This is a genomic window from Nonomuraea sp. NPDC002799 (genome assembly GCF_053592075.1).
In genome coordinates, this window is sequence record NZ_JBSFVA010000008.1 from 146,951 (window position 1) to 162,771 (window position 15,821).

Annotated in this window: 14 protein-coding genes and 1 pseudogene; 6 read left to right on the top strand and 9 right to left on the bottom strand. The window is 69.6% G+C overall.

Features of this window, described 5'->3' with window-relative positions; all coding sequences use genetic code 11:
• Positions 1 to 207: 207 nt before the first annotated feature.
• The 4 genes and pseudogenes from ACWD0F_RS17715 to ACWD0F_RS17730 form a co-directional block, all read right to left on the bottom strand.
• Complete coding sequence (locus ACWD0F_RS17715) at positions 208 to 879, bottom strand: hypothetical protein (protein WP_449876587.1); 672 nt, start codon at positions 877 to 879, stop codon at positions 208 to 210.
• An 872-nt stretch (positions 880 to 1,751) separates the two neighbouring features.
• Positions 1,752 to 1,910: pseudogene (locus tag ACWD0F_RS17720) on the bottom strand (transposase); the annotation flags it as partial.
• 31 nt (positions 1,911 to 1,941) lie between these two features.
• Positions 1,942 to 3,765 (bottom strand): DNA helicase RecQ, encoded by a 1,824-nt coding sequence (gene recQ / locus ACWD0F_RS17725; protein WP_449876589.1) that lies wholly within the window; start codon positions 3,763 to 3,765, stop codon positions 1,942 to 1,944.
• 194 nt (positions 3,766 to 3,959) lie between these two features.
• A complete protein-coding gene (locus ACWD0F_RS17730; protein ID WP_449876591.1) occupies positions 3,960 to 5,120 on the bottom strand; it encodes an MFS transporter in 1,161 nt (386 codons plus the stop codon).
• A 127-nt stretch (positions 5,121 to 5,247) separates the two neighbouring features.
• Between ACWD0F_RS17730 and ACWD0F_RS17735 the strand changes: the two genes are divergently transcribed.
• From ACWD0F_RS17735 to ACWD0F_RS17750, 4 genes are all read left to right on the top strand, one after another.
• Positions 5,248 to 6,003 (top strand): SDR family NAD(P)-dependent oxidoreductase, encoded by a 756-nt coding sequence (locus tag ACWD0F_RS17735; RefSeq protein WP_449876592.1) that lies wholly within the window; start codon positions 5,248 to 5,250, stop codon positions 6,001 to 6,003.
• A 28-nt stretch (positions 6,004 to 6,031) separates the two neighbouring features.
• Positions 6,032 to 6,286: a type B 50S ribosomal protein L31 gene (locus tag ACWD0F_RS17740; RefSeq protein ID WP_449876594.1), complete on the top strand. Its 255-nt coding sequence runs from the start codon at positions 6,032 to 6,034 to the stop codon at positions 6,284 to 6,286.
• Positions 6,287 to 6,339: 53 nt separating this feature from the next.
• Positions 6,340 to 7,287: a DUF1152 domain-containing protein gene (locus ACWD0F_RS17745; protein ID WP_449876596.1), complete on the top strand. Its 948-nt coding sequence runs from the start codon at positions 6,340 to 6,342 to the stop codon at positions 7,285 to 7,287.
• 79 nt (positions 7,288 to 7,366) lie between these two features.
• Positions 7,367 to 7,621, top strand: coding sequence for a DUF3040 domain-containing protein (locus tag ACWD0F_RS17750; protein ID WP_449876598.1), 255 nt, complete (start codon positions 7,367 to 7,369; stop codon positions 7,619 to 7,621).
• Here the strand turns inward: ACWD0F_RS17750 and ACWD0F_RS17755 are convergent.
• The 4 genes from ACWD0F_RS17755 to ACWD0F_RS17770 all read right to left on the bottom strand — a co-directional run bounded on the left by ACWD0F_RS17755 (position 7,595) and on the right by ACWD0F_RS17770 (position 10,205).
• Entirely contained in the window at positions 7,595 to 7,885 is a 291-nt protein-coding gene (locus tag ACWD0F_RS17755) for a DUF6343 family protein (protein WP_449876600.1), read from the bottom strand. The two genes, ACWD0F_RS17750 and ACWD0F_RS17755, sit on opposite strands and share 27 nt — an antisense overlap.
• A 72-nt stretch (positions 7,886 to 7,957) precedes the next feature.
• On the bottom strand, positions 7,958 to 8,662 hold the full coding sequence (locus ACWD0F_RS17760; RefSeq protein WP_449876602.1) for a maleylpyruvate isomerase family mycothiol-dependent enzyme: 705 nt from the start codon (positions 8,660 to 8,662) through the stop codon (positions 7,958 to 7,960).
• Between the two features lie 17 nt (positions 8,663 to 8,679).
• Entirely contained in the window at positions 8,680 to 9,384 is a 705-nt protein-coding gene (locus tag ACWD0F_RS17765; protein WP_449876604.1) for a DUF4344 domain-containing metallopeptidase, read from the bottom strand.
• A 134-nt stretch (positions 9,385 to 9,518) separates the two neighbouring features.
• Positions 9,519 to 10,205, bottom strand: a complete 687-nt coding sequence (locus ACWD0F_RS17770) for a hypothetical protein (protein WP_449876607.1) — start codon at positions 10,203 to 10,205, stop codon at positions 9,519 to 9,521.
• Between the two features lie 251 nt (positions 10,206 to 10,456).
• Between ACWD0F_RS17770 and ACWD0F_RS17775 the strand changes: the two genes are divergently transcribed.
• A complete protein-coding gene (locus ACWD0F_RS17775) occupies positions 10,457 to 11,329 on the top strand; it encodes a sugar kinase (protein WP_449876609.1) in 873 nt (290 codons plus the stop codon).
• Here the strand turns inward: ACWD0F_RS17775 and ACWD0F_RS17780 are convergent.
• Positions 11,326 to 14,586, bottom strand: a complete 3,261-nt coding sequence (locus ACWD0F_RS17780) for a discoidin domain-containing protein (protein ID WP_449876611.1) — start codon at positions 14,584 to 14,586, stop codon at positions 11,326 to 11,328. The genes ACWD0F_RS17775 and ACWD0F_RS17780 overlap by 4 nt on opposite strands.
• A gap of 238 nt (positions 14,587 to 14,824) precedes the next feature.
• On the opposite strand from ACWD0F_RS17780, the gene ACWD0F_RS17785 reads away from it, so the two are divergent.
• Positions 14,825 to 15,808: a LacI family DNA-binding transcriptional regulator gene (locus ACWD0F_RS17785; protein WP_449876613.1), complete on the top strand. Its 984-nt coding sequence runs from the start codon at positions 14,825 to 14,827 to the stop codon at positions 15,806 to 15,808.
• Positions 15,809 to 15,821: the final 13 nt, after the last annotated feature.

The window sequence follows — 15,821 nt, forward strand, 5'->3', positions numbered from 1 at the left end:
CACCGAGTCACGGGCCGAATAGACGTTCGGCCGGGTCGTCAGCGAGGCTGCGAGGGTGATCGCCACGGCCAGGCCGGCCAACGTGGTGGCGACGACCGTTCTTCGTGCGGCCGTCGCCACCACCACACCCAGCCTCGCGGCCCTCACGCACCCGCTCAGCCCCACGCAGGCATCACGCCCAGAGCTCTTCAGCCCTCGCGCAGCCGCTCAGCCTTCACGCCCGGACCTCAGTCCCCGCGCGGCCGCTGTGCTGTCAAGGGCGCCGGCCGAGGACCTCGGGCACCCGGCTGTGCTGTCGCACCATGGTCGCCAATCCCGCGTCGATGTAGCCGAGGCACCGCAGGATCGCCTCGTGGTCGGCGACGAGGTGGCGATGGTGGATCGGTCCGTGATGAGCGATCTTGTTACGGAAGATCCTGAGATGGTCGACCTGATGGTGCAGGAGCCGGCGGCGGCCACGGTAGGTGGGAAAGGCCCGGTACAGGGCGGTGCGCCATAGCCGTTGCCCGGCCCGAGCAACGAGACGTAGAAACCGAACGGCAGCTCTTCGCTGACCATGTGCGGGGTGGGGGTCAGGCCGATGCGCTGCAGCTGCCGCTCGGCTTCGCTGATGCGCTGGCGGCCGCCGTAGGTGAGCTGAGGGCGCGGATCGTTCCACCAGTCGTCACGCCTTAAGTAGCCGGTGAGCTCGCGCGTCATCGCGCTGCGTATGGCCACCTCCAGGTACTGCAGGGGGCCGTAGAACGCTTCGCTGATCTCCGTGTTCCAACAATGCAGCCGCAAGGCTGCGACGGTGTCGCCGCCGCAGGCCAGCTGGTATTCGGCGAGGCGGAGGGGAGACAGGAGCGTACACAACCGCCTGGCCTCAGCTTCCTGCATCGTGGCCGCCTTCTGGTTGCCCGTAGTTTCCGATCAGCACAAAGGGTGGTACCGTCGAGGCATAAGCCCCGGTTCTGCCTCTGCATCGCACGCAGCCGGGGCATAGCTATGTCTCGGTGCAGTGCGGCGATCGTTCAGCCCGCTGACGTCGGCGCAGCTCGCGTGCGGCCGGGGCGCGTGCGCAGTTCGTCAAGCAGTATTTCACTCCCTGGCTGCGGTGCTGCCCATACTGACCGCGGCCGCGTTGGTGCGCGAACAAGTTGCCGCAGGTCTCGCTGGCGCACCGCCGCGCGGGCATTTGCTCGAGTATGTGGTTGTCCAGGTGGACGAACATCACACCGTAGATGCTGTGATAGCGCGCAGACAGGTCGCCGAGACCGATGCTGAACCCGGACAAGGCCTGATCGAAGACGCTCCGGAAATCTGCCAGCTGTGCGTGGACCATGAACTCGCGAAAGTCGTCCAGCGATCGCCGCCGGGCTGCTCAGGGTCGTCCCTGTTGAAGGCCGCAAGCTTCTCGGCGATGACCTCCGGTTTCCCGAGCCAGCCACCGCTTGGGCAGCGGCGCGAACCCGAGGGTGTGCGGATCGCGGTGCACCACCTCCACCCCGACAACCAGCCCGAGCACGTCGGAGGCGATGCCGCGTATACGCCCCCGGCTCTTCTTGCCCGGATCCAGCCCGTAGTGTCCGCGTGCGCGTTGACGCTGGTGTGCACGGTTGGGTGTCCAGGACCACCGCGCTGGGTCCTCGGCCCGCCTGCTCGCGGCACCTGCCAGCGCAGCAGGTCGTGGATGGTCTGGTCGGCGCCGTCACCGCGCCGGCGACCGAGGTAGTGACACACCGTGGTGTACGTCGGCAGGCCGTGCGGCCGTACACCACGGTGCACAGCGGGAGGTCGTGCGGCAGGTAACGCCACTGGCAGCCGGTCCTCGCCCGGTACAAGATCGCATGTACGATCTCTCGCATGTCATAGCGGCCCTCGTGGCCGCTGACCGGGAGGTGTGCCGGCCCTCCACGAGGTGATGACAGGCCGGATCAGTCCCCGCCGCAGCGCAGGTGCTCAGGCATCGCTCTGGAGTGTTTCCAAGACCTGATCGCCGTACTTTGCCAGCTTGTTCTCCCCGACCCCGTTCACCTTGCTGAGCTCGGCCAGTGAGGACGGCGCCAGGGTCGCGATCTCCCGCAGTGTCGCGTCATGGAAGATCACATAGGCGGGCACCCCCTGCTCCTTGGCGGTGGCCCCCCGCCACGCCCGGAGGCGTTCGAAGACGGGTGTGGCCTCGGCGGACAGCTCAGCAGCCGCCGGCCGGGATTTCGCCGACGACGACGAAGAGGACGTCTTGGCGCGGGCCGGGCGGAGGGTGTCGCGGCGGAGCAGCACCTCACGCTGGCCGCGCAGGACGGCGGCGCTCTCGTCGGTGAGCACCAGCGCGCCGTAGTTGGACTCCACCGCCAGCAGGCCCTGGGCCAGGAGCTGGCGCACCACTCCGTGCCACTCCGCGTTGCCCAGGTCGGTGCCCACCCCGAAGACCGTCATCGTCTCGTGGCCGTGCTGCAGCACCTTGGCGGTCTTCTTGCCGATCAGGATGTCCACCACCTGCCCCACCCCGAACTTCTGCCGCCGCTCCCGGTCCAGCCGCAGCACGGTCGAGAGCACCTTCTGGGCCGGGACGGTGCCGTCCCATGACTCCGGCGCCGTCTGGCAGGTGTCGCAGTTGCCGCACGGCTCGGAGCCCTTCTGGCCGAAGTAGTCGAGCAGCATCACGCGCCGGCAGCTCGCGGTCTCGCACAGCGCGAGCATGGCGTCCAGGTGGTGGACCTGGCGGCGGCGGTGGGCCTCGTCGCCCTCCATGGCCATGCGCCGGTGCTGGACCACGTCGTGCAGGCCGTAGGCCATCCACGCCGCCGCCGGCAGCCCGTCGCGGCCCGCGCGGCCGGTCTCCTGGTAGTAGCCCTCCAGCGACTTGGGCAGATCGAGGTGGGCGACGAAGCGCACGTCGGGTTTGTCGATGCCCATGCCGAACGCGATCGTGGCCACCACGATCAGACCGTCCTCGCGCAGGAAGCGGGACTGGTGCGCGGCCCGGGTGCGGGCGTCGAGCCCCGCGTGGTACGGCACCGCCGCGATGCCGTTGTCGGTCAGGAACTCGGCGATCTTGTCGACCGAGGAGCGCGACAGGCAGTAGACGATGCCCGACTCGTCCGGGTGCTCGGTGCGCAGGAAGTCGAGCAACTGCCGCTTCGGCTCGTTCTTGGCGGTGATGCGGTAGTGGATGTTGGGCCGGTCGAAGCTGGCCACGAAATGGCGCGCCTGGTCGAGGCCGAGCCGGGTGGAGATCTCGGCGTGGGTGGCCGGGGTGGCGGTGGCGGTCAGGGCGATGCGCGGCACGTCCGGCCAGCGCTCGTGCAGCTCCGAGAGCGCCAGGTAGTCGGGGCGGAAGTCGTGGCCCCACGACGCCACGCAGTGCGCCTCGTCGATGGCGAACACCGAGATCTCGCCCTTGGTCAGCAACCGCAGCGTGCTGTCCACCCGCAGCCGCTCGGGGGCGAGGTAGAGCAGGTCGAGCTCTCCGGCCAGGAACTCGGCCTCCACGAGCTGCCGCTCGCCGAAGTCCTGGGTGGAGTTGAGGAACCCCGCGCGCACGCCGAGCGCCCGCAGCGCGTCGACCTGGTCCTGCATCAGCGCGATCAAGGGCGAGATGACCACTCCCACGCCACGGCGCACCAGGGCGGGGATCTGGTAGCAGAGCGATTTGCCGCCGCCGGTGGGCATGAGGACGAGCGCGTCGCCGCCGCCGACGACATGGTCGATGATCTCCTGCTGACCCGCCCGGAACGAGTCGTAGCCGAACACGCGGTGCAGGACCTCGATGGGGGTATCCATGTGGCTACCTTAAGTGGTCGCGGGCGAGCGGTTCGTGAGTTCCGCCGACGGCGATCGGGTGGCGTCCGACCGGTCCGTTCGTGTCCGAAAAGGTCAGGTCGGGGCCGTGCCGATGTGGCGTCCGTCTGGTCCGTTCTGCCCGTGAAGGTCAGGTCGGGGCCGTGCCGACGCGGCGTCCGTTCTGTCCGTGAAGGTCAGGTCGGGGCCGTGCCGGGGCGGTCTCCTCGATCGTAGGCGACCAGCGACAGCGCCCCGAGCACGCAGGCCGCCGCCACCACCCCCATGACCACCGGATAGCCGGCGAACTGCGCGATCCCGGCCGCCACCAGCGGCGCGACCGCCTTGGCCACCGTGATCGGCAGCGCGAGGGCCCCGCTCAGCGACGCGTACGCGGCCGTGCCGTACCGGTCGGCCAGCAGCGCGGGCCGCGCGATCGTCGCCACCCCGAACCCCAGCCCGAACAGCACCACGGCCACCACGGCCCCCGCCACGCTCCGCCCCACGAGCGGCAGCAGCACCGCCGCCAGCCCCTGCAGCCCGAACATCCCCGCCGTGATCAGCGCCACCCGCCACCGCGCCTGCAGCCCGGTCGTGACCAGCCGCCCGGTCACCGACAACACCCCGAGCAGCCCGGCCACGGCGGCGGCGAACAGCGGGGAATGTCCCAGCACGATCAGGTACGTGACGAGCAGCACGCCCATGACCGCCACCGCGCCGGTCTGCGTCAGGAACGCCGCCGCCAGCAACCAGAAGGGCCTCTCACGCAGCGCCGTCCCGACGATCCGGCCCCGGTCCGCATGGGGTGGCGCGCCCCGGCCGCGCACGGCCAGCGCGTGCAGCGGCACGGCGGTCAGGGCGTATCCGGCGGCGAGGACGACCAGGGCCTGCCGCCAGCCGTACCGATCGACCAGGAGCCCGGTGAGCGGCAGGAAGATGCTGGAGGCGAAGCCCGCCACCACCGTCACCGCCAGCAGCGCCCGCGCCCGCCCGGCGGCGTCGAAGAAGGCGACGATCACCGCGAACGCCGCCTCGTACAGCACCATCGCCGAGGCCACGCCGAGCACCGCGCACACCACGTAGAGCTGCGCGACGCTCTGCACCTGTGACCACGCGAGCACCGCGAGGCCGCCGAGCAGGGATCCGGCCGTCATCAGGCCGCGCCCGCCGCGCCGGTCGAGCCAGCGCCCGATCAGCGGCGCCACCAGTCCGGACACCAGCACCGACAGGGTGATCGCGCCGGTGAGCCGGGTGACCCCGGCGCCCAGGTCGCGCGACATCGGCGGGATGAACACCGAGAAGGCGTAATAGAGCACGCCATATCCGGCGGTTTGTGTGATCGCGAGTGCGCCGATCATGCGCGCGCGAGCCTTTGATCGGGGTGTGGCGATCACGTTGAGCATCGTTCCCGTTCACGGACGGGAAATTAGGGAGAAATGCGGTGATAAAAGTCACTTCACCGTGCGGGCGATTAACGTCGAATTCATGAGTCTTTCGTACGTGGTGACCGGTGGCGGGCGTGGCATCGGAAAGGCCGTGGTCGAGCGGCTGCTCGGTGAGAAGGACACCGTGGTCGTCGTCGAACGCGACGCGGACGCCCTCGGCTGGGCCGGCCCCCAGGGCTCCAGGGTGGTGCCCGTGATCGGCGACGCGGCCGACGAGGAGGTCGCCGCCTGGGCCGCCGACCTCGCCCAGGAGTCGGGGACCTTGGCGGGCTGGGTCAACAACGCGGCCGTGTTCAGGGACGCCTCCGTGCATTCGTCCCCGATCGCCGAGGTCAGAGCCCTGATCGCGGCCAACCTGGATCTGGCCGTGGTGGGCTGCGCCACCGCCGTGCGCCACTTCCTCGCCGCGGGCACGCCGGGCGCCATCGTCAACATCACCTCGCACCAGGCGACCAGGCCGGTGCCGGGCAGCCTCCCCTACGCCACGGCCAAGGCCGCCACCGAGGGCCTGACCAGGGCTTTGGCGGTCGAGTACGGCAGGCACGGCATCAGGGTCAACGCCGTCGCCCCCGGCTCGGTGGCCACCGAACGGTACGCCTCCCTCCGGGCCGAGCGGCCCCGGGCCGAGGAGGAGCTGGCCGCGCTGCATCCCCTGGGCCGGGTCGCCACCCCGGCCGAGGTGGCCTCCGTGGTGGCGCATCTGCTCTCGGAGGAGGCCGCGTTCGTCAACGGCGCGACCATCCCCGTGGACGGGGGCCGTACGATCCTCGGGATCGACCCCGAAGCGAGGGAATGAAAACCGTTCTCATCGGGTTGGAGGGGGCATGAAGAAGAACCTGCACCCCGCGTACCGTCCGGTCGTCTTCCGCGATCCGAGCGTCGGATACGCCTTCCTCACCCGCTCCACCGCGTCCGGCGACAGGACCATCGAGTGGGAGGACGGCAGGACCTACCCCGTCATCGACGTGGACGTGTCGTCCGCCAGCCACCCCTTCTACACCGGCCGGGGTCGCGTCCTCGACACCGCGGGCCGCGTCGAGCGCTTCAACCAGCGCTACGGCCGCCGGGCCCAGGGCTGACGTCCAGCCCGAAAACACGGATAGCACCGGCGAAAGACGGCAAGATGTGACGCATGTTGGACTTGCCGCTTTTCGCCAGGCTTGCGGGGTCTTACCGGATCCTCGTGGCCGGCGCGGGCGGGGGCTCCGACGTGTACGCCGGCCTGCCCCTGGCCCTGGCCCTGCACGAGGCGGGCAAGGAGATCCACCTGGCGAACCTGTCGTTCAGCCACCTCGACGCCCTAGACCCCGACGTCTGGCTGGGCGAGGACGTCGCCGAGATCGGGCCGGGCACGCCCGCCCGTGACTGGTACTTCCCCGAGGGCTGCCTCGCCCAATGGCTGGCGGCCCACGACCTGCCCTCGACGGTGTACGCGTTCAGGAAGACCGGCGTCCAGCCCCTCAGAGCCGGCTACGCCACGCTGGCCGAGCACCTCTCCCTCGACGCGATCGTCCTGGTCGACGGCGGCACCGACATCCTGATGCGCGGCGACGAGGCGGGCCTCGGCACCCCGGCCGACGACATGGCCAGCCTGGCCGCGGTGCACGGCCTCGACGTGCCGCAGAAGATCGTCGCCTGTCTCGGCTTCGGCGTGGACGCCTATCACGGCGTCAACCACGTCCAGGTGCTGGAGAACCTGGCCGCCCTGGAACGCGAGGGCGGCTACCTGGGCGCGTTCTCCGTCTCCAGGGCCACGAAGCCGGGCGCCCTCTACCTCGACGCCGTCGCCCACGCCCAGGCGGAGCTGGCGGCCTATCCGAGCATCGTGAACGGCTCGATCGCGGCGGCGGTGCGCGGCGAGTTCGGCGACGTGCGGTTCACGAACCGGACGCGTGGCAGCGAGTTGTTCGTCAACCCCCTCATGGCGATCTACTTCGCCGTGGACCTCGACGGGCTGGCGCGGCGCTCGCTCTATCTCGACCGTATCGAGGACACCGTCCTGATGCGCCAGATCGTCGCGATCATCGAGGGCTATCGCGCAGAGGTCACACCGCGCCCTCCCAGGGCGTTCCCGCATTAGAGCGGGCTCAAGAAGCGGGCATGCTCGGGCTACCGGTGGGTAAAAAGCTGTCACCCGCGTGAGAGCAATGGTGATCGCGATGAGTCTCTCTGGAAGGGAACGCCGCATCCTCGCCCAGATGGAGCAGGCGCTTGCGCGAGATGACCCCGAGCTCGCCAAGCGGGTCGCGGCGATCAACGAAATCGAGGCGGGCAAGATCGAGGCAGCCGGGGGCGCCTTTCCGCAGGCGCACGGCAACCGGCTGCGCATGTGGGCCCTGACCCACGTCTGGGCGATCTTCACGGTCGGCGCACTGCTGATCGTGCTACTACTGCTGGCCGTCGTCACGACCTGAGCCGTGGTGACGGCCTCGACCATTGTCACGACCTGAGCCGCGGTGCCGGAGCACGAGGAGGTCGATGGCGGCGACGACGGCCACCGCGGCCGCGATCGCGGCCTCCCAGCCCCAGACCTCCTCTCCCGTGTTCATCGCCAGGACGGCGAAGAACACCGCCGCCACGACGCCCAGGATCAACGCCGTCCAGGACAGGATCCTGCGGGCGCGGATCGGGCTGCGCGCGTTCACCGGCTCCGTGCCCGCACGGTCTCGCAGCCACATGATCGTCGGCCTCCTCTCAGGCCAGGACTCTCAGGCCAGGACTCTCAGGCCAGGACTCTCAGGCCAGGACTCTCAGGCCAGGCACCTCAGGGCCGAGGCGACGCGCGGGTCGAGGCCGTAGTCCCCGGGCAGACGTCCCACCGTGGCTTCGACGAACTCGTCGTACGGCAGCGAGGCGCTGGTACCGTCCACGGCCACCCAGATCTCGTCGGCCGTCTGCTCGACCTGCACCTTGGCCTCCTGCTCGTCGAGCACGAACCGGCCCACCGCGACCCGCCACAACGTCCGGGACTCGGCCTCCTTCTGCGACACGGGCGCGCCGACGTCGTCGGCGTGGGTGGCGTACTCGGAGTCGTAGTGGAAGGCCTGCCGGCCGGCCGGGTAGGGGCCGGCCATCGTGTCGATCATGGTGTCGCGGCCGGCCTCGCGCATCCGCCGCCGCGTGTCACCGTTCTTGACCCGCCACTCCTCCAGGACCGCCTCGACCGGAAGGTCGCGCCGCCGGCGCACGCTCCAGTCGTTGAAGTCGTTGAACCCCGTCACTCCTTCGGCGGCCAGCCGGGTCATCAGCTCCTGCACGGTGCCGTCGAGGCAGGCGTGGTTGTACGCCTCCTCGCCCGCCAGATGCGCCAGCACGTCGCGCACCGACCAGCCCGCGCAGCGGGACGGCCGCTGCCAGCCGGCCTCGTCGAGCCCTGCGAAGAAGCGGTCGAGCCGGGCCGCTTCGGCGTCGAAGATGTCGAAGGGATCGAAGTCTTTCAGCAGGTCGTCAGCCATACCTCGGACGCTACCCCTTATGTGCCGGCTCTCACCGCGAGGGAGCCGACGGCCGCTTTGACCCTCTGATACTCGGCCGCGCAGGACGGCGCCCGCTCGGCGGGGACCCAGCCGCCCTGGGCGATGCGGGCGTGCTTGGCGGGATCGGATCCGTACAGCAGGCAGGCGAACGTGGCGGACTCGTCGGGGCCGGAGAGGTGGTCGATGCCGGTGTGACCGGCGAGCAGATGGCGGGCCTCGGCGGCGGGCACGACGTGCCCGGGGACGTCGGAGGCGAGCGTCAGCGCGGCGAGCTGGTCGGCCTGCGCCTCACCGCCGGACAGGCCGTTGAGGTCGGCCAGGGCGTGGCCGAGCTGGTGGTGGAAGAGCACGGCCAGCGCGCCGTCGACGCGGGCGGCCGTGGTGCGGGCGTCGGTCTCCTCGGTCTCGGAGATCCCGGTCATCGTGCGGCGCACCTTGTCGACCAGCGAGTAGCAGATGGTGATCCGGCGTTTCTCGCGGTCCCAGGCGGACGTCGGCGAGTCGCAGTCGCGGGCGACGACCTTGATCGCCCTGGGCAGGCGGATCCGGGTCTTCAGCGCGTGGCTCTCCTTCAGCACCTTCCCGGCCTGCTGCGCGCGCGGGGAGCCGGGCGGCTCGTAGCGGACCGACAACTCGGGCGCGGGCGCCGCTCCCAGCGTGCTCGTCATGCTCAGGACGAGGGCGATCACGGGGTGCGGCATGCGTGGCTCCTTCGGGGGTCGATCAACGCAGTGCGTCTCACCATGCGCGCAAGTGCTGATCCGTAAACCTGTGATCAGGCAAAGAAAAGCCGAAAGCCCGGCCCCCTCGCGGGGACCGGGCTTCCGTGGGTGGACTAGCGACGCCAGGTGGAGCCGTAGACCCGCACGTAGTCCGTGCGGCTCGAGGCGCCTTCCAGCTCGCGGTCGCCGCCGTAGACGGCCTTGAACGTGCCGCTCTTGTAGGCACGCGTCTTAGCGGTGAACTTGCCGCTCCACTTGGTCTTCGCGGAGGCGACCCACTTCCAGCCGCTGTGGCCGTTGGCGCGGTAGTAGACGCTCACGCGCTCGCCGCGGACGCCCTCCCAGCCGTGGTCATCGACCTGGAGACGGCCGGAGAAGTAGATCGACTTACCCTTGCGAACCTTGTAGGGGTCGGCGCTGAAACGCGAGATGCGCGTGTCGGCCTTGCCCTTCTGGATCTCGACAGAGAAGAACGCCGAGTCCTTGGCGATCTCCTTGCCCTTGCCGTCGAAGGCCACGGCCGTGGCCTTCCACTTGCCGGCCGGGTCGTTCTCGGTGAAGCCGATCGCGAAGCGCCAGCCTTCGAGGTCCTTGACGTCCTTCGTCCGCAGGGTGTGGAAGCCCTCGGCGGGAGCCACGCTGAGCTCCACCTTCTGAACGTCGGAGCTAGCGCCGACGTCGAAGAACGTCGTGGTCTCGTTACCGGCCTTGACCACTACCGGGTTCGGCGTGATGTCGCGGATCTTGAGCTGGGTGTCCACTTTCGTGGCGGAGGCGGCGCCCGCGCCTGTCACGAGCATTGCCCCGCCCACAAGAGCGGAAAGGATACCTACTGCCATCTTTTTCATGAGGGTGCTGATTCCTCTCCCCGTATTGACTCAGAGCCGGCCCGGGGTGCCGGCTCCCTCTACTACTTTGAGCCATCAGATGGGAGAAAGGTTCGCTAAAGTTACAGAAAATATTTGATCACGGTCTTAACCAGGGCATATGCGGAGAAATCCGTTTTGTGCATGCGTGACCAACTACAGCGTGACCAACTACAGTCGGCCGCATGACCGACGTCTACACGCTGGGTGAGCCGCTGGGGGTCGTCTCCAGCGGCCGTGTCCGCCACGAGAGCGAGGCCAGACTCGACGTCTGCGGCCCCGAGTTCACGCTCGCCATCGGCCTGGCCCGGCTGGGCCACCGCGCCGCGTACCTCGGCAAGGTCGGAGACGACGAGCTGGGCGCCAGGGTGGTCACCGTGCTCAGAGGTGAGGGCGTGGACGTGGCGGACCTGCGCGTGGCCGAGGGGCTGCGCACGGGGATGGTGTTGCGCGAGACGCGCGTCGCGCGCGAGCTCAAGGTGGCGCACTACCGCACCGGCTCGGCGGGCTCCCGGCTCGCGCCGGGCAACGTGCCCATCGACCGCATCGCCGCCGCCAAGATGCTGCACGTCACCGGCATCACGGCCGCTCTCGGCCGCGACGCGCTGGAGGCCGTACGGGTCGCGGTGAGCGCCGCCAGGAACGCCGACGTGATGATCTCCTTCTCCGTCGAGTACGTCCCGGAGCTCTGGCCGTCGGTGCGCGAGGCCGAGGAGGTGCTCAGCGAGCTGGCCTGCGACTCCCACCTGCTCTTCCTCCGCCAGGACGAGCTGGACCTGGTCAAGCCGGCCCTCACCCCCGAGCGCGAGGTCGTGGTGGACCGGGGCGCGAAGGGCGCGAGCGTGCGGGCCGACCGGATGCGTTACGACGTGCAGGGCTGGCAGGTGCCGGTCGTGGACACGGCCGGCGCGGGGGAGGCGTTCGCGGCGGGCTACATCAGCGCCGCGCTCGACGGCCTCACCCCCCAGGAACGCCTGCACCGCGGGGCGCTGCTGAGCGCCGCCGCGGTGACCGGCATCAGTGACTGGCAGGGGTTGCCCACCAGGTCAGAGCTCTAGTTGACGGTGAGGGTGAACGTCGAGGTGGTGTTCTTGATGTTCTGCGCGTTGTTGCTGAACCGCAGGCCGGTGAACGTGGCCGCCCCGACCGCCGGGCCCTGACCCGGCTCGGGCAGCTCGTTCACCCAGATGCCGAACCCGGACTTGGCGTCGAAGGCGTCACCGCTCTTCTGAGCGCCGCTGATCGACACGTTCGTGAAGGTCGTGTCCTTGACCGGGTTCAGCGGCGTGCCGCCCGTGTAGCCCGTCTGGAACATGATCCCGCTGTACGTCGGGTCCACGATGTCCAGGTTGCTGACCCGGATGCCCTGGAACACCTTCGACGCGGAGAAGATCCACATCGCCGGGAACGTCTGCTGCCCCCAGAAGTGCCCGCCCGCTCTGACCAGCGAGATGTTGTCGAACGTCGTGGGCGGGCTGGCGCCGAACCCGTGCATCGGGATCCCGAAGTCCAGCGAGCTGATCGTGACGCCGGAGTACACCAGCGTGTCGGCCACGTAGATGTTCCTGAAGGTGTTGTTGTAGCCGCCGTACACGGCCAGGCCGGCCGCCCGCCAGGTCAGCAGCGAGGTCAGGTTCTCGAAGACGTTGCCGAACTGCTCGCCCGAGTTGTTGTCGATGGCCGAGAACAGCGCGAAGCTGTCGTCACCCGTGGACCTGGTCTCGATGTTGGTGACGTGGTTGCCGGTGCTGCCGTTGGTCAGGTTCAGGCCGTCGGCGAACACGTTCCTGATCCGCGCGTTCTTGATGGTCAGGTTGTCGGTGTTGGTGCCCCACAACAGGCAGATCTGGTGCTCGGCCCAGACGTTGTCGATCGTGAGGTTCGCCACGCTCGACAGGTCGAACACCTTGCCGGGGCCGTCGATGCGCGAGGTGTAGTTGCCGAAGTAGGCGAAGCCCGCGAACGTCGAGCCGTTGGCCGTCGCGTCCGCCCGGAAGCCGACGTCGGTGTTCTCCTGACCCGAGGGAGAGAAGAACCGCGTGTACCAGGGGCCGGCGCCGACGATCCGGACGGACTTGCCGTAGACCTGGAACTTGCTGGAGGTCTGGTAGTCGCCCGCGGGCAGGTAGACGCCGAGCAGGTTGGTTTCCATGCGGGCCCGGTCGAGGGCGTTCTGCACGTCCTGATGGGTGAATCCGGCCGGTACGGCGTACCTCGCCGGGTCCGGGTTGGCCGTGGCCGCCACCTGCTCGAAGTCGACGAAGTCGATCGCGTACGTGCTGGAGTTGGCCGCGTCCTTCTGCAGCTTGATCCTGCTGCCGGCCGGCACGGTGGTGCCGAGCAGCAGGTTCGCCTCGTCGTAGATGTGGCGGGGCGGCCCCGAGCCGGGCGAGTTGTTCGGACTGGCCTCGTCGCCGTACAACCACGCGTACCGCGAGGTCAGGTTGATGGCCTTGAGCAAGGTGCCGTCCACGTAGACGTTCAGGGTGGAGTTGATGCCGCCGCCGCCCGGGGCGTCGGGGATGGAGAAGCGGGTGACCAGCGTGTTCGTGGTCGCCCGGGTGGTGAACTCGACGTAGGCACCGGTCTGGTTGAGCGTCACCGCGCGCCGCCCGGAGGCCTCGCCGGCGACCGTGCCGATTGCCCTGCTCGGGCCGACGCGGGCCGCGCCGCCGCCGATCACGGCGTCCTCGGCCTCGTACGTGCCGTACGGCATGTTCGCGCCCCGGCCCACGAAGAGCGGCAGCTCGCTGGTGTTGTTGGCGCGCTTGACCGGCAGCTCGTTGGCGTCGTCGGCGAGCACGGTCCTGACCGTGTACTTGCCGTTCGCGGCCGTCCACGTGCCCAGGCTCACCGGGCCGGTGGTGGCTCCGGGCGCGATGACGCCGCTCGTGGAGCCGGTCAGCGTCCTGACGACGGCGCCGGAGTCGTTGAGCACGGTGAGCGTGATGCCGTGGGAGCCGCCGCCGGAGGCGATCGTGCCCTGGTTCCTGATCGCGACGGAGAACGTCACCGTGCCGCCCGCGGCCGGGTTGCCCGGCGTCCAGGCGACGGGGGCGGCGATCAGGTCGGCCGTGTCGACCGGCCGTACGGTCAGGCCGCCGGTGGCGGTGTTGTTGGCCTCGTTCTGCTCGATGACCTTGTTGTCCTCGTCGACCTTGGCCGAGAGCTGGTAGGTGCCCGCGTCCCGCGCCCCGATGTTCGCCGACACGGCGGCCGACGCCCCCGCGGCCAGCGCGCCCACGCCGGCGGCGCCGACCTTGGTGGTGCCCGCGTAGAAGGTGACCGACGTCGCGGCGGAGCCGGCGGTGCCGGCGTTGCGGACGGTGGCCGACAGCGTGACCGCGTCGGTCTCGACCGGCGCGGCGGGGGAGGCGGTCAGGCCCGACACGGTCAGGTCGGGGTTGGCCGCCGGGTTGCCGAAGATCTGGAACTCGGCGATCTGGCCGCCCGGCGCGCCGGAGTTGGCGGTGAACTGCAGGCGGACGTCGGCGACCTTGGCCGTCACGGGGATCGTCACCGTGTTGCCGGTCGCCGGGTCGAAGGTGTAAACGGCGGAGGAGACGAGACTGGTGAAGCCCGTGGCGCTCTGCTCACGGCCGAGCACCTGGATCGTCTGCGTGCGCCGGCCCCAGGCGGCGTCCGGGTTGAGCTTGAGTGTCAGCGAGGTCAGGTCGGCGTTGGCGCCGAGCTGCACGGTGAGCGTGCCGGGGTAGGCGCCGCCCTCCCAGTAGGTCTGCACGTTGTTGTCGTTGGCGTTGGCCGCGACGTAGGTGTGCGTGTGCGACGACTCGGTGATCGTCTTGCCGATCGCCAGGTTGGTGCCGCCGCCGGGATTGTCGGGAGCGCTGCCCCAGATCTCGAACTCCGACAGTTGCCCGGCCGGCCAGCCGCTGTTCGCGGTGATCTGCAGCCGGACGTAGCGCGTGGTCGTGGCGGCGAAGGTGATGGTGGCGGCCGGGTTGAAGGTGTGGGTGGCCGAGGCCGCGATCGTGGTGAAGCTCGATCCGTTGCCGCTGCCCTGGACCGTCAGCGTCTGCGTCCGGCCGGGCCAGCCGCTGGGCAGCTTGAGCACCAGCCTGTTCACACTGGCGGCGGCGCCGAGATCGACCTGGACCCACTGCGGGAAGGCGTTGCCGGCCGACTCCCAGTAGGTGCCCTGGTTGCCGTCGGTGACGTTGGCGGCGGGGTAGACGTCGGTGAAGGTGCTCGCGGTGGCCGATTTGCCCGCGGCGAGATTCGTGTCGGCGGCAGCCAGAGCGGGCGCGGCCAGCATGCCGATGACTAACGTAAGGGCGGCTAAGAGAGCTCTCATGGGGGTGGCCCTTCGGGGTAAGACAGATGGCCGAACCATAAGATGTCGAGCAGATACCTGCAATATTGCGACGACATTTCGCAAACAATTGACTGACAAAAGTCGCACAGTGCGGCATTCAGGTGCTGGTCAGGGCCAGGTACGGAGCGGAATCCCGCTGTGAGAGGGCCGCAAGCCCCGACGTCCGATCTACGTAAGCCATTGCAAGCGCTTGCGCTCCAGGCCGTATAGTTTGCGCATGACTCGACGACTCGCAGAGGTGGCCAAGAAGGTCGGGGTGAGCGAGGCGACCGTGAGCCGCGTGCTCAACGGCAAGCCGGGGGTGTCCGACGCGACCCGCGAGGCGGTCCTGACCGCGCTCGACGTGCTCGGCTACGAACGTCCCACCCAGCTCCGCGGCGACCGGGCCCGGCTGGTCGGCCTGGTGCTCCCCGAGCTGCAGAACCCGATCTTCCCCGCCTTCGCGGAAGTGGTCGGCGGCGCCCTGGCCCAGCAGGGGTTCACCTCGGTGCTCTGCACCAGGACGGTGGGCGGCGTCTCCGAGGCCGACTACGTCGACCTCCTGCTCCAGCAGCAGGTCAGCGGCGTGGTCTTCGCCGGCGGCCTGTACGCCCAGGCCGACGCCGCGCACGGCCACTACGAGCTGCTGCACGAGCGCAAGCTGCCCACGGTCCTGGTCAACGCGGCCGTCGAGCACCTCGACTTCCCGCAGGTCTCATGCGACGACGTGGTGGCGGCCGAGATGGCCCTGGGCCACCTGCGCGCACTCGGCCACGAGCGGGCCGGCATGGTGCTGGGGCCGAAGGACCACATGCCGTCGCGGCGCAAGCTGGAGACCTTCCGCGCGATGGGCGGCGACCCTGAGCTGGTCGAGCACACGATGTTCTCGCTCGAAGGCGGTCACGCCGCCGCCGCCAGGCTGCTCAAGCGCGGGGTCACCGGCGTGTTCTGCGCCAGCGACCTGCTCGCGCTCGGCACGGTCAGGGCGGCCCGCCGCGCCGGGCTGACCGTGCCCGGCGACATCTCGGTCATCGGCTTCGACGACTCCGCGCTGATGAACTGCACCGAGCCGCCGCTGACGACGGTCCGCCAGCCGATCGACGCCATGGGACGGGCGGCGGTCGACCTGCTGGTCGCGCAGATCGACAAGGCGGTCGTGCCGGCCGACGAGCTGCTGTTCGAGCCGGAGCTGGTGGTGCGATCCTCGACGGCCCGGGCGTAGCGTGACGTAGTCG